The 24,675-nt window shown below is 43.4% G+C and carries 20 protein-coding genes; 12 read left to right on the plus strand and 8 right to left on the minus strand.

Annotated features, from left to right (window positions below; genetic code table 11):
* Positions 1 to 39 precede the first annotated feature (39 nt).
* Both rfaD and M0R36_03725 read right to left on the minus strand, forming a co-directional pair.
* The gene (gene rfaD / locus M0R36_03720) at positions 40 to 981 is read right to left on the minus strand and encodes an ADP-glyceromanno-heptose 6-epimerase (protein ID MCK9554912.1); all 942 of its coding nucleotides are present in this window, start codon (positions 979 to 981) and stop codon (positions 40 to 42) included.
* A 125-nt stretch (positions 982 to 1,106) separates the two neighbouring features.
* Complete coding sequence (locus tag M0R36_03725; GenBank protein MCK9554913.1) at positions 1,107 to 1,769, minus strand: RNA pseudouridine synthase; 663 nt, start codon at positions 1,767 to 1,769, stop codon at positions 1,107 to 1,109.
* A gap of 78 nt (positions 1,770 to 1,847) precedes the next feature.
* Between M0R36_03725 and M0R36_03730 the strand changes: the two genes are divergently transcribed.
* The 4 genes from M0R36_03730 (at position 1,848) to M0R36_03745 (ending at position 10,308) form a co-directional block, all read left to right on the plus strand.
* Positions 1,848 to 2,150: a hypothetical protein gene (locus tag M0R36_03730; GenBank protein MCK9554914.1), complete on the plus strand. Its 303-nt coding sequence runs from the start codon at positions 1,848 to 1,850 to the stop codon at positions 2,148 to 2,150.
* A gap of 85 nt (positions 2,151 to 2,235) precedes the next feature.
* Positions 2,236 to 5,490: a hypothetical protein gene (locus M0R36_03735; protein MCK9554915.1), complete on the plus strand. Its 3,255-nt coding sequence runs from the start codon at positions 2,236 to 2,238 to the stop codon at positions 5,488 to 5,490.
* A gap of 99 nt (positions 5,491 to 5,589) precedes the next feature.
* Positions 5,590 to 7,485, plus strand: a complete 1,896-nt coding sequence (locus M0R36_03740) for a sigma 54-interacting transcriptional regulator (GenBank protein MCK9554916.1) — start codon at positions 5,590 to 5,592, stop codon at positions 7,483 to 7,485.
* 3 nt (positions 7,486 to 7,488) lie between these two features.
* Positions 7,489 to 10,308: a protein kinase gene (locus M0R36_03745; GenBank protein MCK9554917.1), complete on the plus strand. Its 2,820-nt coding sequence runs from the start codon at positions 7,489 to 7,491 to the stop codon at positions 10,306 to 10,308.
* 22 nt (positions 10,309 to 10,330) lie between these two features.
* On the opposite strand, the gene lpdA is transcribed toward M0R36_03745, so the two are convergent.
* A complete protein-coding gene (lpdA, locus tag M0R36_03750; GenBank protein MCK9554918.1) occupies positions 10,331 to 11,704 on the minus strand; it encodes a dihydrolipoyl dehydrogenase in 1,374 nt (457 codons plus the stop codon).
* Between the two features lie 301 nt (positions 11,705 to 12,005).
* Here lpdA and M0R36_03755 point away from each other — a divergent pair, with 301 nt between their 5' ends.
* Positions 12,006 to 12,599 carry a hypothetical protein gene (locus M0R36_03755; GenBank protein ID MCK9554919.1) on the plus strand — a complete coding sequence of 198 codons (594 nt, stop codon included), beginning with the start codon at positions 12,006 to 12,008 and terminating at the stop codon, positions 12,597 to 12,599.
* Between the two features lie 106 nt (positions 12,600 to 12,705).
* Positions 12,706 to 13,509, plus strand: coding sequence for a pyruvate, phosphate dikinase/phosphoenolpyruvate synthase regulator (ppsR, locus tag M0R36_03760; GenBank protein ID MCK9554920.1), 804 nt, complete (start codon positions 12,706 to 12,708; stop codon positions 13,507 to 13,509).
* A gap of 474 nt (positions 13,510 to 13,983) precedes the next feature.
* Here ppsR and M0R36_03765 read toward each other — a convergent pair whose 3' ends face one another.
* From M0R36_03765 to M0R36_03780, 4 genes are all read right to left on the minus strand, one after another.
* On the minus strand, positions 13,984 to 14,895 hold the full coding sequence (locus M0R36_03765; GenBank protein MCK9554921.1) for a lysophospholipid acyltransferase family protein: 912 nt from the start codon (positions 14,893 to 14,895) through the stop codon (positions 13,984 to 13,986).
* Positions 14,896 to 15,090: 195 nt separating this feature from the next.
* Complete coding sequence (locus M0R36_03770) at positions 15,091 to 16,611, minus strand: radical SAM protein (GenBank protein MCK9554922.1); 1,521 nt, start codon at positions 16,609 to 16,611, stop codon at positions 15,091 to 15,093.
* Positions 16,592 to 18,109 carry a radical SAM protein gene (locus tag M0R36_03775; GenBank protein ID MCK9554923.1) on the minus strand — a complete coding sequence of 506 codons (1,518 nt, stop codon included), beginning with the start codon at positions 18,107 to 18,109 and terminating at the stop codon, positions 16,592 to 16,594. The genes M0R36_03770 and M0R36_03775 overlap by 20 nt, the downstream gene beginning before the upstream one ends.
* Positions 18,110 to 18,297: 188 nt before the next feature.
* Positions 18,298 to 19,140 (minus strand): OmpA family protein, encoded by an 843-nt coding sequence (locus M0R36_03780; protein ID MCK9554924.1) that lies wholly within the window; start codon positions 19,138 to 19,140, stop codon positions 18,298 to 18,300.
* A gap of 159 nt (positions 19,141 to 19,299) precedes the next feature.
* Here M0R36_03780 and M0R36_03785 point away from each other — a divergent pair, with 159 nt between their 5' ends.
* A complete protein-coding gene (locus M0R36_03785) occupies positions 19,300 to 19,521 on the plus strand; it encodes a hypothetical protein (protein MCK9554925.1) in 222 nt (73 codons plus the stop codon).
* Between the two features lie 48 nt (positions 19,522 to 19,569).
* On the opposite strand, the gene M0R36_03790 is transcribed toward M0R36_03785, so the two are convergent.
* Entirely contained in the window at positions 19,570 to 20,142 is a 573-nt protein-coding gene (locus tag M0R36_03790; GenBank protein ID MCK9554926.1) for a hypothetical protein, read from the minus strand.
* Positions 20,143 to 20,272: 130 nt separating this feature from the next.
* On the opposite strand from M0R36_03790, the gene M0R36_03795 reads away from it, so the two are divergent.
* From M0R36_03795 to M0R36_03815, 5 genes are all read left to right on the plus strand, one after another.
* Positions 20,273 to 20,728 carry a PTS sugar transporter subunit IIA gene (locus M0R36_03795; protein MCK9554927.1) on the plus strand — a complete coding sequence of 152 codons (456 nt, stop codon included), beginning with the start codon at positions 20,273 to 20,275 and terminating at the stop codon, positions 20,726 to 20,728.
* A gap of 8 nt (positions 20,729 to 20,736) precedes the next feature.
* Positions 20,737 to 22,437, plus strand: a complete 1,701-nt coding sequence (locus tag M0R36_03800; protein MCK9554928.1) for a cation:proton antiporter — start codon at positions 20,737 to 20,739, stop codon at positions 22,435 to 22,437.
* Between the two features lie 2 nt (positions 22,438 to 22,439).
* The gene (gene mutT / locus M0R36_03805) at positions 22,440 to 22,853 is read left to right on the plus strand and encodes an 8-oxo-dGTP diphosphatase MutT (GenBank protein ID MCK9554929.1); all 414 of its coding nucleotides are present in this window, start codon (positions 22,440 to 22,442) and stop codon (positions 22,851 to 22,853) included.
* A 203-nt stretch (positions 22,854 to 23,056) separates the two neighbouring features.
* Positions 23,057 to 23,707: a class I SAM-dependent methyltransferase gene (locus M0R36_03810; protein ID MCK9554930.1), complete on the plus strand. Its 651-nt coding sequence runs from the start codon at positions 23,057 to 23,059 to the stop codon at positions 23,705 to 23,707.
* 1 nt (position 23,708) lies between these two features.
* A complete protein-coding gene (locus tag M0R36_03815; protein MCK9554931.1) occupies positions 23,709 to 24,674 on the plus strand; it encodes an AEC family transporter in 966 nt (321 codons plus the stop codon).
* Position 24,675: the final 1 nt, after the last annotated feature.

A 24,675-nucleotide genomic window follows, 5' to 3' on the forward strand; every position in this document is an offset into this window, starting at 1 on the left:
CGGAATTTTGCAAGCATTTTTTTTAAAAAGAACCCTTTATTATACAACAACCTGTAATTTAGCGTCTTCGGAAAGCAAATATTTTGTCACATATTCCTCAATGGCAAGCGCGGTGGTGTACCCGGGTTCATAGCCGATTACGGTTTTTGCCTTTGACAGGTCCGCTTCAGTAAAGTTCTGATAGAAACCGTACGGATTGTCAAAGTAAACAGGCTTTCTGGCTGAATTAAGGACCTTATTCAAAATCTCTATTATTTCATTGAAAGATGTGGAACTGCCCGCGCCTATATTAACAACCGCGCTTTCCTCCGCCGCCAAAGCTCCCGCCGTAGCGGCAACAACATCCTTTATATATACAAAATCCCTTTTTTGCTCGCCCCATTTAAATATCTTCGGCCTTTTTCCCTCTATCATCTGCCTGGCGAGCTGGTATATCATGCTTGCCGCGAGACCCTTGTGATACTCTCCCGGACCGAACACATTGAAATATCTCAGTCCGACAACTTTGATCCTTGAATAATATGTCGCGGCAAGATTCTCCATAACCCACTTTGAGAAACCGTATATGTTATTGGGCCTGCCGCCGTCTTCCTCTTTCATTCTCCGGCTCTGGCTGCCGTAAACCGCCGCTGATGAAGCATAAACGACCGGCGCCGACTTTTCAACCGCGAGATCCAGTATGTTCCTGAAGCTTTCCACGTTATCATACATCATCTTCCTCTCATCCATGACCGTGGTATCGGTTATGGACGCGATGTGGAAAATGGCATTTATCTTTGCAGATTTGACGGCATTAATCCATTCCCTGCCGGCAACATTCGAGGCAATGACATCGCCTTTAAACCCTTCAAGATTCTTAAAACTGGATTGCCGGAAATCATCGACGACAATTATACGCGAATCATGGAAATGCTCCTGAAGATACATGGCAAGATTTGAACCGACAAAGCCCGCTCCGCCGGTAACAATGATACTTTTCATTATTTATATTTCCCTTATGTTGTATCTCTTAATATAAATAAATTAAAATTTAAAAAATTAATAACACATTTGGGGGAAAAAATAAAGCCATATTTACTAAAAAAACAATCCGGCGGCGCGGCTTCTCAGATTGAAGAAGCTAAATCAACGGCTTTTTTAAATCTTGAATCGTACGGGGCATTAACGGAAAACGCCCCGGTCAGCGAATTTTCCGGAAAAGACAGTTCCATCGCGTGAAGGCAATAGCCTTCTTTCCATTGCTTTATCCCGCAGCCGTAAACTGAATCTCCCATAACGGGATATCCTAAAAGGCTTAAATGAACCCTTATCTGATGCGTTCTGCCCGTTACAGGCTCGGCCCTGAGGAGAGAAAAATTTTTATAACGCCTGATTACATGGAAATAAGTTAAAGCATCTTTAAAAACATCTTTCTTGTTATTATCCCTGAAATAGGCATGTTCCTTTAAAGGCGCCCTTTTCTCGACGGAGTCAAAATCACATACACCGTTTACGATAACGTGGTACACTTTTTTCACCTTTCTTGTTTCAATGAGCCTGGCGAAAACCCTGTGGCTGTCAATATTCAGCGAGACCGCAATGCAGCCGCTTGTCCACCTGTCAAGGCGGTTTAACAATCTCGGCCGCACATCTTCGGGAAGATATTCCCGTATAAACTGTATAAGGGTATTTTCATTTTCCCCGAAGCAGGGATGGACCACTATCGGCGCAGGTTTGTTCAGAAACAGCACCCCGGATTTTTCACAAAGTATAAGTTTTGAAATGTCCATAAACAAAATTTGAACAAAAGCATACAACTAAAGATTGTTTTTTGCAATAATATAGCATACCTGAACGCGGGGGTGATGATGAAAAAATCGGTATACGCAAAATGCCCTGTATGCGGATCCATGCTTGAAGTCAACACAGATAACGGCTCAATAATAAGGCATTTTAAACCTAAGGAGAATAAAGAAGGAGAGGATTCCCTCTCAACAGCCTTAAAAGACCTGAAAGACAGGGAAACAAAACTCGATGAATCTTTTTCAAAAGGAAAAGACGCCGAAAAAAGCAAATCCGACAGGCTGGAAAAAATCTTTAACGAAGAAAAAGAAAGGGCGCGGAAAGAAAAAGACATCAAGCCCGGACTGAGGGAAATAGACCTTGACTGAGAACAGTTGGGCAGGAAAGGCTGAGATCAAGGTTTAGGATAAGGAAAAAAAATAAAAAAAGAATTTGTTTTTTAATTGTGAGGCCATGAATAAGGTTCCGATAAAAATAATACTTTTACTGCTAAACATTATTTTCGCCGCCCAAATCAACGCGGGCGCCGCCGATAAAAAAGACGACCAATTCATCAAATACCTTACAAGCGCGAAAAAACCCTATATTTTCACGGAACATAAATTAAAAAACGGGAAAGGCGGTTTTGTAAATACGGCTCTCTGCAGAAGTTTTTACGACCCGCTGTGCGATCCTCCTACCCCGTATACAAAAATCCGAAAAGGGGGAGAGCAGTTTGCCATAGACGCCGTAAGAGTAAATACGGGCCGCGATGAGATTGTTTACGTTATATCAGATTCCGACAACAAACCGTACGGCCCGGCCGACGGGTTTGAAGACGGACTGGGCAATTCGGCGTTTTTATACGACCAGGCTATGACAATATTCTGCCTCATAGACGCGGGGATGACGGACTACGCGCAAAAAATAATCAACACTTACGCCGGCAAGGTCTTCATAATGTTTGACGGCTACCAGTATGAGGAAAGGCATCCGAGGGACCAGGGCGAATGGCTCGCTCCGGTAGCCCATAATATGATAGCGCTGGGTTTCGATAAGTTCCAGGATAACGGACAAATCCCAAAGGAACTGGATAGTTACGATTCCAGGTTCGCGGGCTACCCGATCCTTTCACCGGGCTACGAATTCGGATACATAATCTACGGGAATACGGCCATAATGGACAACAAACTCGATTTCCCGAGAGTAACAGAATTTAACGATTATCAGGATTCTGACGATATCGAACACCTTAAGGAACTGGGAGTAGACCCCGCGACCCTGCCTCATCCCGAAGAAGGATTTTTCTACGGGGCTTTCTGGCCTTACGGGATGTTCTGCAATGTTTATGATATTGACGAAGAAATAGAAGAAGGCGCCGACATACCCAAAAGCGCGTCGAGGCTGTGGCCCGACCAGCTGGTGGGATACTCGAAATATTTCATGAATTATGAATATGTTTACCGTGAATGGGGGTCTTATTCGGGGGACAACCTGTGGCTTTGCCTGTCAATACTGTTTTACACTTACAAAACCGGCGATACGTCATACCTTCCCACCGCATATAAGATACTGGACACGATAGTTGATAACCTGCAGGACTTTAACGGCGGAATACATTTCGGTTATTACGGCCCGCTTGAAACAACTCCCGAGGCGACAGAACATTCGCTCGACTGGATGTTCTGCTGGAACTGGATAGAAAAACTTAAAAGCAAAGGGTTTATCGACAATGAACGTTACAAACTTTACAAAGAAGTGACCTACGGTAATTTAAACCTCAATCCTTCCGACATAAAAATAATAAATGTCACGGACCTGCCCGATGACGATAAAGCGGTCAAGGGAGCCAAATGGATGATGCAATTCCTGGGCATACCGTATTCGATAATAAACATACGGGCCGGAGATGTTAACCCTCCCATACTGGGGACAAAAGTCCTGATCCTTCCGAATACGCCCGTATCAAAATTAAACTGCATAACAAAACTTCAGGAATTCATGGATAAAGGAGGCTGTATATTCGGAACATGCCGCTCGGCGCTCTACAATTCCCTGATGGGGGTCAAGTTCCTCGGCGTCCAGGAAGTCGGGCCGATACAGAATTTCGGAAGAAATATCGTTATCACAAAAATCTATAAAGACGGTATAGACAACCCTTCGGAAATGATGGATGTCAACGAAAATTATATGCCCGACCTGTCCGAATCCAGGAAAGAACCCGAAGAAATAGACAACTGGGAAGAATTAGACGGAAGGCTTACATTCGCTTTCGAAGCCGCTCCCCCTTATGAAAATATTCTGGTCTGGTCATCCCCTGATTATAAACGAAGCAGGCTTGTTTACTACCTGCATGACCAGGGAACGGGAGAAGTGAGAGGGCCCATAAGCGAGTTGAATTCGGGGCATACCCCGAACATCAGCGCGAAAGAAGAAAGGACAAACAATTCGGGCAATCCCATATCGACCAACCATTATACCATCATCCCCATACTTTACGGGGCAAACGAAGACGGGAAAATATCACTCCTGCAGGCTTCCGTTGACCTGGACGGTATAGAGAACTGGGATTATCTCACCTATAAATACGAGCCGGCGGGGGATTTCCTCTATTTTAAAAAACACGGGAAAAACAACGAGGGCAAATCAATTTATTTCAGAGGCGATATTTTTGACTTTTTCTACAATGTAATGACCCAGCAGGAAGTAAAAGGAATAAAATACAGCCCTTACATATCAACTTACATCCCCAATATGAAAGCCCATTCACAGATACTAGAAAACGCCCTTACATGGTTTTTCACAAAAGACCTTGAGCCTTATTATACAGTCAACAAACCCAAACCGTTCTCGATGGATTCAAAGTCCTACGAAACCGACAGAATGGAGGGAAACCTGTCGGCATACCTCTGGAGAGAAAAAAACCTGAAACATCTCGGAGTAAAAAACTTTCTTGAACATTCAGTCTGGGGAGACGCCGATTACGGCGTCCGCCTTCCTCCCGGATATATCGAAACGGGAAGAGATGATAACGGCGACGGCGAGGCGGACGACATTTATTATGAAAAACCCTGGCTTTGCGACGCGCAGACATGGGGTTCTCCGGATACATGGGAAAGAGGAAAAATGTTCATAAGGGGGCAGTTTGATTTCGTCAAAGCGCTTGACACAATAGCTTCCTGGGCAGCTATTTACTTCATAGAAGAAGGGAACGAGCCCCTGGCGAGGGAGATGATGAAAGAAGCGGAACGGCTTATGAGAGTAAGTGTCACGGACGGAAACAAACAAATTTCCGCTTACGAATACTGGGACCTCCCGAACAACGCTTTTGATGATGATTTCGGCGACGCGATATGGCTTGAAGGGACAGGCCAGATGGCTTACTGTTACAAACTTCTCGGGGATTATGAGAAATCAATTGAACTTATAAAGGCGATTTACGACACTTCATATGAGTTCCCGAACGGCGCAAGAGGCGTTCCTTATTCCTGGCCCAAGAATAACGTCATAGATACCAGAGGCCCCGACATTATAGATGATGTTGTAAGGGAAGACGCTTTATGCCTGGCGGCAACAACATGGGCGTACCTTGCTAAAAATGAGGCGGAAATCTTCGCAAAGGCGCATTTCCCAAGGAAAACCCTGGATAAAAAAAGAAAGGCTCTCTTAAATAAGTTGCAATTTTCAACACAAAGTGAATCAGTATTTTCCAACCAAAATGAGCAGTAAGTCCGCTAATTGTGTCCATTATATCAACACATTAACTTGACACTTCTGTCTTTTAAGCGTATATTTAAATGTGAGTTCCGATAACCGGAGAAAATAAAAATGTCTTTTTTAATCATTAATTATGAACTCCCGACAGAAAAGATAGTTGAGATAAAGCCGTCTCCCGAAATCCTGATAGGGCGCGGAACGACCAACCACATAAATTTAAGCGATAAATCAGTCTCAAGAAAACACGCGAAGCTATGCTATGAAATAAACCGCTGGCGCATTGAAGATGTAGGAAGCAGTTACGGCCTGTGCATCAATGACAAGCGCATAAACGAACACTACCTGAAAACAGGAGACAAAATCACCATCGGGAATACCGAAATAATATTTACCGAGACTCTCACCGAAGATAAGAAATCCGGGAATAAGACGCTTCTTGACACGACAGGTTCCTCTACGCATGAAGTTGAAACGGATATTATGTCAATACTCGCGGGCGGCGATACCAGTTACCTGGAACAGACCATCAAGAAAGACGACGTCAGTTCCATAAAAGAGATGAAAATAAATCTCGCTTTCCTGTTCAAGCTGACATCGCGTATTGCCGATATCCTTAACAGGGAAGAACTTTTTGACGAGCTTTGCCATAACATACTCTCCCATTTCGAAGCCGATTGCGTCGCCATTATGCTTAAATCAGGGGGAGATTCAATCCTGAAAATCGCCGCCCTGCTCAAAAGAGAAAACGCTCCGGAAAGCCTGCCTTCTTTCTCGGCAACGACATTCGACAAGGTATTGAACGAAAATGTGGCTGTGCTCGCGACGCCGAAAGAGGCTTCGGCCAAAAACGGCCTTTCCGGAAGCATTATGGTCACGCCGCTGAGAATGAACAAAATATGCATAGGGGCCATACACGTAGAGTCAACCGATAAGGAAAAATATGATGATTCAACTCTTAATCTCCTGTCGGCGATTGTCCACCAAATCGATAACGCGCTGAAAAACATCGAATTAAAAGAAAAATTAAAGGAAGAGAAATACGAACTTGAAACCGCATTGAATATCACCCACCAGATAATAGGGAAAGATTCAGCCATCCAGGAATTATTAAGCAAAATCGCGGTTGTCGCGCCGACAAATTCAACTGTCCTGATAGAAGGGGAAAGCGGAACGGGAAAAGAACTGGTTGCAAGGGCGATCCATTTCAACAGCAAACTCAAGGATAACGCTTTTGTTGTCGTAAACTGCGCGACTTTTACGAAAAACCTGGCGGCAAGCGAACTTTTCGGGCATGTTAAAGGCTCTTTTACGGGAGCCGCGTACAACAAAAAAGGCCTTTTTGAAAAAGCCAACGGCGGGACTATAGTGCTTGATGAAATAGGAGAACTCGACTCAGGGGTACAGGCAAACCTGTTAAGAGTGCTTGAACACGAAGAGTTTTATAATGTGGGAGGCACCCAGCCCGTGAAAGTTGAGGTCCGGCTGATAGCGTCCACGAACCAGGACCTGGGAGAAGCCGTTAAAAGAGGGACTTTCCGGCAGGATCTTTATTACAGGCTTAATATAATTAACTTTAAAATTCCGCCGCTGCGGGACCGGACGGAAGACATCCCTCCGCTTGTAAAGCATTTTATGAAAATCTTTGTGGAAAACAGCCCGAGAAAAATCAAGGCCATATCAAAAGAAGCGCTGGATGTGCTGCAGGCATACAGGTGGCCGGGCAATGTAAGGGAACTTAAAAATGTTATTGAAAAAACAATGATTCTCGGGAAAAATGACCCTATATTGCCGAATGATCTTCCTTACGAAATACTCCGCGGGTCAGCAACCAAAACCATAGATACGGCTTCCGCCATGCTTTCCCTCAAAGAAATAGAGAAAAAACATATAGCAAGGACGCTGGAACTGACAGGCTGGAACAAGAAAAAAACCTCTGAGATGCTTGGGATAGACCGTACAACCCTGTATAAGAAAATCCAGGCATACCGGATAGAAGAAAAAAAATAACCAATGGACGACAAATTCGATAAATACGACCCGAGCCTCCACAAGACGGAACCGCCGGTGAATATTCCCGCCGGAACCGAAATCGAACAGGAGATGCCGCAGAGAATAAGCGATTACAAAATCATCGGGACCATCGGGCACGGGGCTATGGGAGTCGTGTATGAAGCTTATCAGCCGTCACTCAAAAGAAAAGTCGCGATAAAAGTAATTCCAAACTCGTTAAGCGCTTTTACCGAAATCGTCAAACGTTTTGAAATCGAAGCCACATCAGCGGCGCAACTAAGGCATCCGAACATAGTAACCATCTTCGAATTCGGCAAGGATAAACACATCTATTTCTATGCAATGGAATACATACAGGGGAAAACACTTGAGGATAAGCTTAAAAAGGAAAAAATCTCTCTTGAAGAAGCGTTGAACATAATAGTCCAGGTGGGAGAGGGGCTCAATTACGCCCATGAACACGGCATAATACACAGGGATATCAAACCGTCAAATATAATAATAGACGAAGAAGGGCACCCTTTAATAGCGGATTTCGGCCTCGCGAAAGTCGAAGCAACCGAAGAAATCACGTCGAATAAAGTGATAGGGACCCCTTCCTATATGTCTCCCGAACAGGCAGACCCGGAATTAAAGAATAAACTGGATAAGCGGTCCGATATTTTTTCTCTCGGCGTGCTTCTCTACAGGATACTTATCGGAGAAGTCCCGTTCAAAGGACGTTCCAACCTGGAAATAATCAAAAAAATTGTGGAGCAGGACCCCAGATATCCGAGAAAGGCAAACCCGGAAATCCCGGTGGATATAGAAGCGGTCATCTTAAAAGCAATGGAAAAAAAACCCGATAAACGCTACCAGACAGTACGCGAGTTTATCGATGATATCAACCGGTTCCGGAACGGAGAGCTCGTCCTGGCAAGAAGGCCGACCTCTTTTGACAGGATGATAAGAAGAATAAGAAAATACAAATTCCTGTCCATGGCAATCGCGGCCATCGTAATAATAAGCGGTTCCAGCGGCAGTTATATCATAAGCCAGAAAATCCTTGAAATGGCAAAATGGACTCCGATTTTTGAAGATGACTTCAACCGGCAGGAAATAGGCAGCAACTGGGAAGCGTTTGCGGGAAAAAAAGCAATAGACACGCAGGAAGACCACTCGGTCTGGAAAATAGAAAACGGGGAATTATCCGTTCAAAGCTGGGAAAACGCGTTTATAATCCTCAAAAAGATTCCTGTGTCCGGCGACCTGAAAATGACGTTTGACGCCTACACCGTCCCTCCGCACGACAATAACATACAATGTTTCATCTCTGACGAGGCAAGAACAACGGGTTATGTATTTCACATAGGCGGCTGGAAAAACCAGAAAACCGCAATAACAAAAGGTTACGCTCCCAATATCCTGAACCAGACATCGCTGCTTAAGGTCGAGCCCGACAGAAAATATAAAATAAGGGTGGAAAAAGTGGGAAAAGACGTGAGGCTCTTTGTAGACAACAGGCTCATATTGAGAATAGTGGATTATATGCCTTTCATATCAATGGAAAACCAGTACGCGGGGCTTGATACATGGGGTTCTCATGTAAGGTTTGATAATTTCAAGCTGTATAGATTAAGCACGCCTTTAAAAACATCCCCGCTTGTAGCGGGGGAAAAATTCCTGGAGAGAGGGCTGTATAATGAGGCTATAAACGAATTCAACGAAATAACCGGCACATACAATGACAGGAAAGAAATAGTTTCTCTCGGGCAATTCTGGATCGGCATAGCATATGAGAAAATGGAACAGTATCACCAGGCGATAAACGAATATAAAAAGGTTATCAATTCATTCCCTGAATACGAAGACCTCGCGGCTCATTCAATGTACCATATCGGCCTTTGCTACCTCTCTATGGGATTGGAAAAAGAAGCGGACAGGATATTTCTTGAATGCCTTAGAACATTCCCCAGGAACGCGGTTCTCAGCAATATAGTATCCACATATACAAATGTCATTAACCAAAAATTAAAAGAGGTGCGGGCCAATATCAGAGATATTTCAGCTTCGGAAATCGCTTCGCTTGAAGAAAGTCTTTCATTTCTGGTGACTAATTTTCCGGAGCATAAAAACCTCTATTGCGATACCCAGGTGCAGATAGGCGAAACATGGACTGAATTCGGAGATATGACAAGGGCAAGGCTCGCGTTCCAGAACGTCCTGCTGTATTACGGCTCCTACAGGGCCCAGTGCGCTCTTGCCTTAAACAAAATGGCAAACATCTACAGGCATCAGAAAAGATTTGAAGATGCCGTATCGACGTACGAAAAAGTCAACAGGACCTACGGCGACCAGAGATATATATGCGCATGGAACCAGATCGACCTTTCCCACTGCTACAGGCTTACGGGTAAAATAAGCAGATGTATCGAGGCATTAAAAGACTGTATGGGAAAATACAGCGATATGAAGGAGCAATACGGCTGGGCGTTGATATGGTATGCGGATGTCTGTTACGATGTAAATGACATAGATGAAGCCGAGAGGCTGTTAAAAGAGGTGGATTACCAATTTGCAAAATCCGGCTATGAAGTGATTTATTCCATCAGCCTTTTTTACCTCGGGCAGCTTTCATATGACGACCTGGAAAATGTTTTCTCAAACGGGACAAGCGAATTCAACAACGACCCTCCTTATTTTATAGGAAGAAAATTTTATTTTCAGGGTGATTTCGGCAGGACTGTCGAATATATGGAAAAATGCGTAAAAGAGACCAAAGGGATAGACTGGCCGTTAGAGCTGGCGCTGAAATATATAGAAGAGTTATCGGAACAATAAAAACAAACCGGTTTCCCGGGCCTCAGGCAATTCCCTTCGCCGCTTCCATGTTTATTTCCGAAAGAGTGGGATGGGCGTGTATCATATCCGCAATATGCCCCAGGTTCAGCCCGCCGGTCTTCGCAAGCAAAAGTTCATGTATTAACTCAGCCGCTTCCGCGCCGGCAATATAAACAGCGATAACAGCGTTATCCGAAGGATTGTACAGGATTTTGATAAATCCTTCGGTTTTATTTTCAATGACGGCTTTCGGACAAGCCTTATACTGAAAAACAATCTTTTTATAATTTGTTTTGCTTTTTATCAATTCGCCTTCCGCCGGCCCGAAACCCGCTATCTGAGGTTCTGTATAAACCACTCTCGGAACATTCGAAACATCCACACGTTTGACGGGATTTCCGCCCGCAATATAATCAGCGGCAATTTCAGCTTCTTTTGAGGCAAGATGCGCCAGAAGAGGAGAATTTATCACATCCCCCGCGGCAAACACATTTTTTTCATCGGTCTGATAATAGTCACCCACTGAAATAAACCCTTTTTCCGTTTTAACTTTTATGTTTTCAAGCCCGATGTTTTCCGTATTCGGGACCCTGCCCGCCGCAACGAGTATTTTCTCCACTGCGATATATTCTTCCTTCCCGTTCTTTTTTACCTGAACCTTAAGAGTTTTTTCATCCCCTAGCGCCAAAGCCACTGCGCTTCCCGTATAGATTTTGATACCTTTTTTTACAAATGCCCTTTTTACCACCAGAGAAGCTTCTTCATCTTCCTGCGGCAGAATCCGGTCCATAATCTCGGCAATATGAACCTCAACCCCGAAAGAGTTCATTATATACGAAAATTCCGCGCCTATCGCGCCGCTTCCTATGATTAATACGCTTTTCGGAAGCCGCTCAAGCATCAAAGCGCCGGTGGACGATAGTATCTGTTTTTCATCGATATCAAATCCTTCAACCGGCCTGGGCCTTGAACCGGTGGCAATAATCATTTTACCGGAACTGATAATTTGTTTCCCGTCAACTGATATTTCATTCGCGGATTTTATAACAGCATTACCCGCTATAAGTTCCACACCAGCCTGCCTGAGCAGATAACGGACACCTTTGGAAAGCATTTCCGAAGCCTGTCTTGATTTTTCAAAAACCCTTCTATAATTAAAAGCTCCGGTATCTACTTTAATCCCCATGTCTTTCAGCGTTTCCGACGAATTAAAGATACCGGCGTGGTGAATCATGGATTTTGTAGGAATGCAACCCGCATTCACACAAACTCCACCCGGAATATCCTTCTCAATAACAGCGGTTTTAAGCCCCAGCCTGGATGCTCTTATGCTTCCAATATAACCTGCCGGGCCGCAACCTATTACAACAACGTCGTAATCAAATTTATCCGCCATGACATATTCTCCTCAAGGTAATTCAGAGATTTTGTCAGAAAAAGTCCATTATTGCAACTATATTATTCTCCGGTTTAAAAAGCGGCTTATATGGCAGTTATTACCACATGTTTTTCGAATATGTAGGCATTATCAACACATATCAATGCTAATTCTAATAAAAATTCGTGTTATCAAAAAAAATAACACTATATCTCTTTGCGCTACAGGATATTAAATATATAAGTTAAGTTTTTCAAAGTTCTGGCACAAGACTTGCTCTATATAATAACGGCTGTCAAAAAACGGAAGGAGGAACAAAATGAAAAAGCTGTTAATAGCAACTCTAACGCTGATACTGGTACTTGGGTTTTACTCAGTGTCCACAGCGGCAACGGAACAGGAAATGCCTTTCAACGTCTACAGTGACAACATGTCAAGAGGAAATCATTTTATCCCGTCGGGCTGGATGGGAGACTTTCACGCAATCAAATTCTCTCCAACAGCAAAAGACAATCCTCAATCAGGCAATCATTGCATTAAAATCAGCTATAATCCCGGTGAAGATGTTAAAGCCGGCTGGGCCGGAATTTACTGGCAAAACCCCGCGAATAACTGGGGAAAAGTCAAAGGCGGATTTAACCTCATAAAAGCAAAGAAAGTAACTTTCTGGGCAAGAGGCGAAAATGGCGGGGAAATAGCTGAATTCAAGGTTGGCGGAATCACGGGTGAATACAGCGACACTGATTCGGCTTCAACGGGCCCTGTTGAACTTACAAAAGAGTGGCAAAAATACGAAATAGACCTTGCTGAACTTGATCTTTCTTACATAAGCGGAGGATTCTGCTGGGTTTCCAGTTATATGGACAATCCTGACGGTATCACATTATACATTGATGAGGTGAAATACGAATAACGGATAACAGGCAGATTCTTCTACCCCTCGTGAACGCCCGGTATTTTCTGCCGGGCGTTTTTTTAATTTTATTTATAAACAGCAAAAAATTTCATAATATATATATATGAAGAAATTCAGGATAATAATCATATCTGACGCCACAGGAGACCTCGGAGAGCGTTTTATAACTTCTATACTCACCCAGCTTCCAAAGGAAACCTTTGAGATAACGATTGAAAATTTCGTTAATACGCCGCAAAAACTGCGCGCCGCGCTGCAAAAAACAACTGCCGACTCACTTATATTCCATCTTACTATTTTCCCGGAACTTAAAAAAATGATAGAACGGTTTTCCGCCGAACGGAATGTGCCGAGTTATGACCTGACCGGCGGGGCTATGGATTTTATAGTCCGGGCAACAGGAATAAAACCCAGATGGAGCCTGAACAGAATACACGAGATTGACACCGAATACATCTCGAAACAGGAGTCTATCGTTTTCACAATCAAACACGATGACGGCCTGAGGCCCGAAGACCTGAACAAAGCCGATATAATACTCGTAGGCGTATCCAGGACATCAAAAACCCCGACATCCATCTATCTTGCCGCTAAAGGATATAAAGTCGCCAATGTCCCGTTTGTTTCCGTATTCTCTTTTCCGAAAGAACTGCAGGCCGTCAAATCAAACAAAATCGCGGCGTTTACCATTAATCCCAGGACCTTATTCTCCATAAGGAAGGAACGCTCCAAATCTTACAGGTCAAAGGAAGGGGAGTATTCCTTTTTAAACAGCATATCCGAAGAAATCAAGACCGCGGAAAAATTTTACGCCGGTATGGGCTGGCCCGTCCTGGATGTAACCGACAGGGCAACCGAAGAAAACGCCGCAATGGTGTTGAAGTTGCTTGGGAAAAAGAAGGGATAAAAAAAGTTCTTCCCCTCTTTTGATTCATGGGCAACATAAAAGTCGGATAAATAAGTATTTTTCACTCTCTTTTTAGTCCCCGCATCTTCATTTTGCTTTGCAAAATGGCAGGGGACATTCTCGCGGTTCTCCTCGTCCCCCTTGATTTGTTTTTAAAAATAAAAACAAATCAAAACAGTGGGGACAGGTCAATCACTGAATTTAACATTCAGTTCCCGAATCCGTTCAAAACACTTCCTTATCCTCCCTGACTTAATGTATATAGTCTAACGCTAGGCAGGGAGTAAGGTTTAAGGGGTGTCTTTTTTGTAAGCGGCCATGGTGCCCGAATGGCGAGCGAGCCCTCCACAACGCATCGGCGGGCAAGCAAAAAAGTCAAGTGTGGAAAGACTCGGCGGGGCTTTCAAACGTCCCCGAAAAACTTATTCCCTGCCTAAAGCTGTATTCAGGCCAAAAAGAGAGGAAGAACTTTTTCTACCAGCGTTTGTAAATCCAGTTCCATTGGTCGGGATACTGCCTGATAACCTGTTCCAGGCTTTCGTTCATCTGTTTTAGAATATGGAGCATATCCTTTTCCAGATTGCCGGTTCTTTTCGGCCAGATAGTCCTTTCAATAATAAACTTATGTTTCGCGTCTTCTTTTTTCCTTACAAAATAAAGGCAGACTATCGGGCACCCTGTTTTCAGCGCAAAATACGCAGGGCCTTTGTAGGTAGATGCCGGTTTGCCGAAAAAATCCAGCATAATGCCGCGTTTACGGGCATTTTCATCAAACAGAAGGCATATCACTTCGTTGGCGCGGAGCCGCCTGACAACAGAGGACAGGTCTTTTGAAATATCTATCAGTTTGTTGTTGCCTCTCAGTCCAAACCATATTTTATTCAGATAAGGGTTAGTCGAAGGTTTAAACAGGATTGACATATTAAAACCCAAACGCGACCCGAACTCCGCGAGCATCTCCCAATTACCCATATGGGCGCTGGCAAAAATCACGCCCTTTTTATGCTCTAAAAGTTCCCGGAGATAATCTATCTGTTCCTTCTTATAGTCTGTCGCCGCAAAAAACTCGTCATCCGTCATATGAGGCATCTTGGCGAATTCAAGCGAGGTGATGCCTATGTTTTTATACACATTTTTCGCGATCAGCCGGATCTCCCCGGCGGACCTTTCTTCCCCAAAAACCCTGGTAAGATTATCTGTCGCCCTTTTTTTAGCGTAACGGATAATATAAAAAGCAAATAACCCGAGCGCCTTCCCGGCTTTTACCACGACTTTCCACGGAAGAATTCTTACGATGAAACAAGCGCTTATTGAAACGACATAGACAATATACCTGCGGATATCGGTAATAAACTTATTTTTTTTTATTTTTTTAAAAAAATCCATCGGCTTTGATTAGTAAAGCGCATACATTATTCTTTTATTAACCACAGATAGCTCAGATAATCACAGATTAAATCCTATTTTACATAAATAAAATTTTGATAACTTGTGTGCTTTTAATTTTTTTTATCTGTGTGTATCTGTGTAATCTGTGGTCATAATTTCTTTGTTTTTCTGATTTCTTGAAACTATATACTTCTATCCCATTGTATTGCAGGACTCGGCATAGCTTCTGAAAGGTATGACAAAACATCCACACATCTTCACCACTTTCTTCGTGCGGGGGTCTATTCTGTAATGGTGAGTCGCGCAATAAGGCATTTTTTCCCACGCGAAATTATATTTATCCGCGCCTACAAGATAATCTAATTGCACTTTGCTGTTTCCGGTCAGGTAATCCCTCATTTTCTTTTTCCCGAAAACTGACTTTACAGCCGATGAAAAGACTTTAATCAAAAACGAAGGCCTGATATAAAACAGTGTTATTACAAAGCCGGCGGGCACAAAGAAACCCAAATCCATCACCTTCCATAAAAACTTGCCAAGAAAAATACCGGAAAGCCCGCTTTTAATATTCCCCATCCGATGGATAAGCCCCGTTATTTTCGCTCCGTACCTGTAAATATTCTTATCCGGATTTCTGATGATCATATCAATAGCGGAGAAAATCGAGCCGTCCTCGTTTCTGCATATAAAACCCGAACTCCCGCACATGGGATGCGGCATACCGTACATCCAGACGTCTTCGGACAATAATCCCGCCAGTTTCAGAAATTCCAGCAGACGCGTGTAAAAAACCAGCGCCGCGGTAGCCGCTTTCATATTGAACGCCTTTTTTACCGTACTTTCGATACACTCCGGAGTAATCCTTTTTTCCACAAGTTTTTCGGGATGTTCCTGCCTTCCGCAAAAAACCTCAACCGAAACAGAAACTTTTCTCACTACGTCGCTGTTATCCAGGGCAAATTTTATAACCTCCGGCAGTTCGCCCTCGTTCAACCCCCTGACCATAGTAACTGAAAGCACAATTTTGGCTCTTTTGAATTTTCGCAGGTTTTCTATAGTTTTTCTTGACGCTTCGTAAGAACGGTAGCTCCCTCTTATTTTTTTACAGGTTTCTTTGTTAACACCGTCAAAGGCAAGGTAATACCACCTAATGCCCGCGTCATAAACTTTTTTGCAAAACTTCTCATCCGACAATGTAATTCCGTTGGTGGCAAGATAACATCTTTTCATAAGGCCCGCGTCCCTGACCAAATCAAGTATTTTAAAGAAATCCTTATGTATAGTGGGTTCGCCGCCTATTAATACAAGATGTGTTTCGGGGTCGCTCTCTTTAACCTTTTGTATCATCCTCTTAATATCTTCAAAGGGAATATCACTGCCTTTTGTGCTGGCGTCTATATAGCAAATGGGACAGTTCATATTACATCTTGGAGTTACCTCGATAAATACGATGGGGGACCTGCGCGAAATATGGTTCTGACATGAAAAAATACCGGCGCCGCATTTGTCTATACTGCAGTTTTGCGAACAATCATCCCCGGCAAGACCCATTTTCCCGATAAAAATATCTTTATTTGAAGAAGCAATGTCATTTACCTCCCCATGTTCCGGACACTCCTTTTTTATAAAAACCTTGCCGTCTTTCTCATAAAAAAGCCCTTCGATAGGTTTGTCGCATACGGGACATATGCTTTTAAACTTTTTCTGCCACATTTTTCCCTCTTGATAACCCTTTGTCAAACCCCGGTTTATTAAATTTTTCGGCTATGTCCTTCATTACTTTCTTCTTATGGCGTTCCCACGCGCAGACCGGAATATACTTAACGTCCCCGTCTCTGGTTTCAGGATAAACAAAAGAGGATGTGCACATTTTTAACCGGACAGCTTCCGTTGTATCGTAATCTTCAAACGGGAGGACCATTACCTGAAGAGCCCCCTTCATATCCGTTTCTTCCCTGATTACATCCTTAAGTTTACGTCCAAGGAGAACCTTGCTTATTATTTTCACCCATTTGAGAAAAGCGCTTAACCCTTTCCTGCCTACAGCGTTCCCGAAATTAAAATTGCTGAACAGAATATTCAAAATCGCCAGATAGACCTTGATCTTGAACAGAAAGCCTATTTTTTTATGACGGGAAATCTCGTCCCCGACTTTTTTCAGGTCGCCGACAAGATTAAACAATCCTTTTTTAAGGAATCTTGAAACAGGGAACAATCTCTGCCCGTCGGAAACAAGGACTGTTATGCTTTCACAGTTAGGATGGACTCCTACAAAAGGCATCTCTTTTAATTTAAGCACCTTATTGAAAACCTTTATATCAAGAGAACCCAAAGGCACAAATTCAACTCCGCCTCCCACCGCATCATCAACCATATGTTCCACATCTTCGGGAGTGGTCCTCTCGGGATTATAGTCCAGCCTGTCAGGCGACCACATATGCGCCAGGGGCATAATAAAAATACCCCTTGTAATCTTCTTGTTTTTCACACAGTAATCGAACAGCTTCTTTAAATCTTCGTTATCCTGCTCTTTCGAAGCCACCGTCATTAAAATGACTTTGCCTTTCTTTCTGTGAGCAAGGTTTTCAAGGGCTTTCAGCTTAAGATCCAACGCCCCGGGCATTCCCCTGAACATCTCATACATTTTCCTGTTAAAACCATCAAATGATATAAGGATTGAGACTCCTTCTTCCACCAGCTTTTCACAATAATCCCTGTCAGCAAGTTTCAGGCCGTTTGTGACAACCCTCACCGAGAGGCCGTATGATTTAGCGAGTCTGATAATATCAAAAAGGTCTTCTCTTACAGTCGGTTCTCCTCCAAAGAGCTGAACTGACGGTTTGGGATCCAGATTTGAAAGATTTTCAAAAATAAGCCTGAAGTATTCCATGTCCGGTTCAAATTCAAATCCCATGGAAGGAACGTTAGTGATACAGATAGGACAGTTCATGTTGCACCTGTTTGTGAGTTCTACAAATGCAATATTCGGGGCTTTATGTGTGCATTCCAGACAATTTAACCCGCAGCCTTCATAAATAAGCCCGCCCATAACATTAAATTTTTGCTTATATGCTTCGGCGTCGCTTGAAATTAAAGTTTCATTATCGCCACATTTTGGGCATTGCTTAAGAAGGTATACTTTGCCGTTCCGCACAACATGTTCGGCGGGCACTGTCTGCCTGCATTTATTACAAAACGCGAAATTAGCCATAAGTTTCAATCTCCAGAAGAGAAGAAATACGAAATTCTAAATACGAAGGCCCCCGACACCGGCCTGCCGGCCTTTAGGAATCTGAAGGGTTCCGGGAGCTCCGCCCCCGGGATCCTGTGAATTTTCCGGAACCGGAAATCTTTAGATTTCACGGGGGATATTCGATATCCGTGTTTCAATGCTTATATTTAATTAAGCGGGACATTCAAGACCTGCCCCACTTTCAGGTCGTTCGGGCTTTTAAGCTTATCTTTATTCGCGTCAAATATCCTGGTCCACCTTGTGGGATCGCCGTAAACTTTCTCGGATATTTTCCAAAGTGTGTCCCCTTTTTGGACAGTGTATTCTTTAATTTCAACCCTGACTTCGGGGGCTATTTCCTTTACATCTTTCATCGCGGCTTTTGTCCATTCCGTCATCGGGACTTCAATTATATCAGCCACCATAAACTGCGCGTTCCTGTCTTTCTGCATCCCTTCTATGTCGCCGACGGGAGCAACCGCATTTAATTTTCCCTTGCTTACTATGCGTATTCTTTCTTCAGGAACACCGTGCTGTATCATATAATTTTTAACAGCTTCGCCTCTTTTTTCGCCCAGCAGTATGTTATAAGCTTCTTTGCCTCTAGCGTCGCAATTTCCCGTTATAAGAACGGCGCTCCGGGGGTTCTTGCGCAGAAGTGTCACTCCTGTTTCAAGCACGGGAACGGCGTCATTTCTTATGTCGGCTTTGTCTGTATCAAAATAAACTTTCACATTCTTGAATATTTTTTTTATGACTATCGCCGGTTCCCCTTCGGAGCCGGGAATTATTTTATTCACATATATAAAACCCCTGTTGCCGTAAGGCCTGATCTGCCCCGGATAATCCGGCCACCACCAGTATCCCCCGCGGTCATCATCTTTTACAGGACCGGGTTTGGCATCCGTAGGCCACCATTGAAAATCTTTATCCGAATTTTCGGCAGAAACCGCAAAAAAAACTGTTCCTATAATAAACAGAAACGACAGAATAGCAGCTGTTTTTTTCATATTTTCCTCCTTCATTTCGTTTTATAATATAATACCTTCCGATTAATAGCAATTATAAAATATCACAAAACCCGGTAAACCGGAAAATGTATATTTTTCATTGAATATATTTTAAAAATGAGTAAAATCGACTAAGGTTTTACATTAAAAGGAGGAATTATGGCCGAAGAAACACAGGAAAATAAGATTGAACAGAAAGAGCAGAAAAAAGACGCGGCGCCCGCGGGAACGCCGGCGGCGGAAAAAGGGCGGAAAAAACTTTCCAAAATGACACTCAGTGAAGTCGACAACGCCCTTAAAGCCGCAAAAGATTCCATGGGAGGCGGCAAATCCAGATATATAGAACATCTGGAACAAAGGAAGAAAGAACTTCAGAAATGAAAAAACGGGCTGATTTTTATCAGCCCGTTTTACAAATTCCGCGGTATGTTAACGGTCTTTCTTAAAACATTTCAGAAACAGGTTCCGGGCGGATCTTTCACCGACAAACTGCACCGCCTCATTCAAAGGCATATCGCTTTTTGTGACATTCGAACCCACATCCCCGTGCCAGAGTTTCCTGCCCTTGCCGTCGGTAATATCATATTCAATCTCGTTTTCGACATAATTCTGGTCTATCGCAATATCCATGGCAAGCCCCACGGGATTTACGGGAGTCATCCCCACGCCTATAATCCCGTCATAAACAGGGTCTTCTTCCGAATACAGAAATTTCTTTATGTCGGCGTTAACGACAATGTCCGCTTCTGACGGATCGGCAACGATCATGAAATTATGCGATGTCCTTTTCTGCAGGGCATTGACAAGTATCTGCTTCTGCACTTCGGGGCCGGCGTCGGCATTCCCCGAAGAGTTTTTAAAATCCATGATACAGACCTTGCATACTTCCAGATTATTGACATAATCGGTCAGTCTTCTTTCGTTCCTTCTCGCTACAGCGGTATCGGCGGACAACACAAAAAGCGCCGCTGTCGCAAGAATGACGGCAAATATTTTTCTCATTGATACCTCCTGTTTAATTTTGAATATTCTGAATTAAAGGATAAACCAATATCGCAAAAAAGTCAATTAAAGTGAATTGACATGGATTTGCCTTTCTGTTACCCTGAAACCCTGTATTTTACGGTTATCTATGAAAAAAGACATATCGCAATATCTTGACAGAAAAAACGTTATTTTCCTTAAAGCGTCCGCAAAGAAAGAGGCTTTATCGGAATTAACCGACGCGCTTGCGCGAAATCCGGGGATTTCGGATAAAAAGGAACTTGAAGAGGGGATATGGCGGCGCGAAAAACTTATGAGCACGGGAATCGGACTGGGCATAGCGGTGCCCCATGTCCGCATTAAATCCGTGCAGGAACCGGTGTTAGCGGTCGGACTGTCTTCCGAAGGGATAAAAGACTACGAATCCCTGGACAACAATCCTGTTAAGATAATAATCATGATAGCCGCCGGCGAAAAACAGCATGCCATGTACATAAGCCTGCTTTCAGCGGTAACCTCTGTTCTCAAAGAAGCATCCGTCAGAGAAAAAATCCTTTCGAGCGCTTCAACCGAAGAAATATACGTTACCTTGACAGGAAGTTGATTTTTCTTATGAATACTATGAATACATTGTGCGGGATCAACCTTATATCTCCCGGAACAAACCTGAATCTGATGCTTCTGCTCGGCATCTGCATACTTGCGGGCACGGTGGGAGCCCGCATATTCCAACGCCTTAAGATACCCCAGGTGGTAGGCTATATTGTCATAGGCCTCATAATCGGGGAAGCCGGGTTAAAGGTTATCTCCGCCGAAACAATAGAAGTTTTAAGGCCCCTCACTTATTTCGCCCTCGGGATAATAGGTTTTATAATAGGAGGGGAATTAAAAACAGACCTTTTCAGGAAGTTCGGGAAGCAGTTCTTTGCAATGGTTATCGGGGAAGGGATGGGGGCTTTCCTGATTGTAACACCGGTTACCGCGCTGTTCGTCTGGCTTACAACCGGTAATTTCGCCCTGAGCATTGCCATATCCATAGTAATCGGGGCAATTTCATCGGCTACAGACCCCGCCTCTACAATCCAGGTTTTATGGGAATATAAAACCCGGGGACTCCTGACCACCGCCGTCATGGCAATAGTCGCGCTTGATGACGCTCTGGCCCTTACCCTGTATGCCTTTGCCACAAACATCGCCGACATCTTTATCGGAAAAACTTCCATAAGCATATCCCATTCTATATTCCAGTTTTCATATGAGTTGTTCGGCGCGGCGGCGCTCGGCGTAATATTCGGCTATATATTAAAAAAATCTTTCAGATACCTCAATGAACATGACAAGATGCTGCCTTTTTCAATCGGACTGATCCTTGTGACCATAGGATGTTCCAGCGTGTTCAACCTGGATATAATCCTTTCCTCGATGTTTTTTGGAATAACAACCGTCAATCTAATACCTAAAAGAAGCGAAGAAACATTTGAACTGGTTAAAAAGTTCGCGCCGCCCATATATGTGCTGTTTTTTGTATTTGTGGGAGCCAGGCTGCAGCTTTCACACCTCACATTCATGATTGCAATAATAGCGGTTATATATATCATAGGGAGAAGCTTCGGCAAGATAATCGGAGCCTATATAGGAGCAAAATTCTCGGGGGCTTCGGATACCGTCAAAAAATATTCCGGATTATGCCTTTTCACGCAAGGCGGCGTCGCGGTAGGGTTATCCATTATGGCCGGGCAGAAATTCAGCCCCGAAATAGCTGACATCATTATAACCGTTGTGACCACAACCACCCTGGTTGTCCAGCTGATAGGGCCTTCTTTTGTGAAATACGCGGTAAAGAAAGCGGGGGAAATAGGCCTGAATCTAACCGAAGAAGAGTTAATCGCAACTTATAAAGTCAAAGATATAATGGATATAAACCCGCCGGCCATAAGAACCAACTCCGTATTGGGGGATATATTAAAAACTTTCAGTAAAAGCGATTATTTTGCCTATCCGGTCATTGATTCCGAAAACATGCTCGCCGGGTTTATAACCTTCCAGGAAGTAAAACACGTGCTTACGACAACCGGACTTGATACGCTTCTGCTCGCGCACGATATAATGAATCCGGTCATAGACATCACAACACCGGAAACTCCGCTTAAAGAAGCGCTTGGACAGATGAAACAGACAAACACAAATTTCATCTGCGCCGTAGAAAATGCGCAAAGCAAAAAGCTTGCGGGTTTTCTTGAACTGAACAAGGTAAATATGAAGATTGCCGAAGAGCTGATTTCGCGAAGGAAAAAAGCTGAAGGCATAGTTTGATTATGAAACCCGTTATAAATGTCTGCGCGGCGATTATCGCGCAAAATTCGAAATTTCTCCTTGCGCAGCGGCCCGCGGGCTCCCACCTTGAATTACAATGGGAATTTCCCGGCGGGAAAATAATGCCCGGGGAAACGCCGGAACACTGCATACAAAGAGAGCTTAAGGAAGAGCTTGCCATTGAGGCCGAAGCGGTAAAACACTTTGATTCAGTCTTGTTTGCCTATCCCGAGAAAGATGTGCAGATAAGTTTTTATATATGCAAAATAAAAAGCGGAACGCCGCAGCCGCTGCAGTGCGCATCTTTCGCATGGATAAAACCGGAAGAGATAAATATTGCCGATTTAGTTCCGGCAGACAGGGTTATCCTGCCTAAACTGTTGAAATTCATGGAGCCCGGCAATCCGTCTCTTTAAATTTATGCGCAACTCTTTGCCGGAAAATAAGTTAAACAATATATTATAAGTTTTATCGTTATCTAAAAAAAGTCTTTTCTTAATCTATATCCTCTTGCGCCGTAGTGAGTTAATATTGTTTGACCTTATATATGCCTGATTTTTGGACCGGTAAAGAGGTTTATTATCTTGAAAACAAAACTGTTTTAAAATAAGATATACCTATGCCAAAGAGCAAGACAGAGCTAAAAACGGATGAAAATCCTTCCCGTTCAGTTGAAGTATTTACTGAATACGCAATAAAAAATAATTTTAATATGTCCGGTAATATGTTTGAACCTCTATGCGGCTCCGGTTCAAACGGGATAGTTTTCGCTAGAATGAACATAAATTTCTTCGGACTTGACCCGGATATGGAGCGTCTTAAAGAATTCCGGGCAAAAGCGTCTTTTGAAAATCTGCTGGGAAATGTCCATCTTTATAACCAGGATGTCGCCAAAACTTTCCCTTTTGAAGATGATTTCTTCGATTTTGTGCTTGATATATCAACGTCATCAACATTTATAAAGGAGGATGCTCTCCTTTTTTACTCATCGGAAATAACACGCGTCCTTAAGCCCGGGGGGAGGTTGATGATATCATACTTTTCCGGGGATGACGGCGGGCTGAAGAAACCGAAAAAATCCTCTTCTCCCGATATATTCAGCAGCAAAATAAATGATAAGCCGATCAGGGTTTTCTCACCGCCGGATTTCAGGGAAATCTACAACCTGAAACTTATTCCCAGATTCCAGACTAAAGTTGAATACGAAGAAACGGCGGGCGGGAAAAAACTCAACAGGAAACTTTTTGTAATGATACTGGAAAAATTCTGATATGCAGAATTTTATCTCCGCTTTTCAGCAAAGCTTCACATCCGTCATTTCCATTTTCTTCATAGGAATACTCGGGTTCTATATACTTAAGAAAGGTATTTTAGGCGAATGCTGCCTGAAAACCTTAAGCGATCTGGTGATAAATATCACTGTTCCGTGCCTTATTTTCAACACTATAGTTGAAAACCTTAAACCGTCCGACCTTTTTAAAATGTGGATATTTCCCGTTATGGCAATCGTAATTTTCGTAACGGCTCTTTTAATCGCTTATCTTTATACCCTGGCCGATAAATCAATAAAGGAAAATAGCGGCGTTTTCAAGGCCCTGGTATCTCTTCAAAATTCACTTTTCCTGCCGCTGCCGATAATAACCCTGTTCTTCGAAGGAGAACAGGAAACAATAATGCTTGTGGCGCTTTTTCTCTACGGTTTGGTAAACGGCCTTCTGACATACATATTCGCGCCTCTGCTGATGTCCGTCCGCGGCAAAGAACGTATTTCCACTTTCAAGCTGGTGCTCAACATGCCCACCCTGGCTACCGTCTTTTCGATAATCTTTGTTTTTCTCAGGCTGAGACAGTTCATCCCCCATTTTATCCAATATCCGATTGAACTGGTGGGAAACGCGACCGTGCCTCTGATAATGATATCCATAGGGGGGTTTGTCCTTGTCTACTTCAGGAAAAAGCCGAAAATCAATTACCCGTTTATAATAAAGACCGTGGTCTTTAAATTATTTGTCCTGCCCGCGGTATTTCTGGGGCTGATTCTTTTTTTCAGGCCGGAAGAATCCGTAAGCTTTATGCTTATAATACAGGCTTCCATGCCGCCGGCAACCGTATTGCCGCTCCTTGCGCGGGTGTACGGCGGAAATCACGAACTTTTGAGCCAGTGCCTGATTTATAACCTTCTTGTCACAATTATAAGCTTTCCCCTGTTCATCAGCGTTTTTAAAGCGCTGTTATAAC

This window comes from bacterium (genome assembly GCA_023228325.1).
Classification (GTDB): domain Bacteria; phylum Auribacterota; class UBA6266; order UBA6266; family UBA6266; genus UBA6266.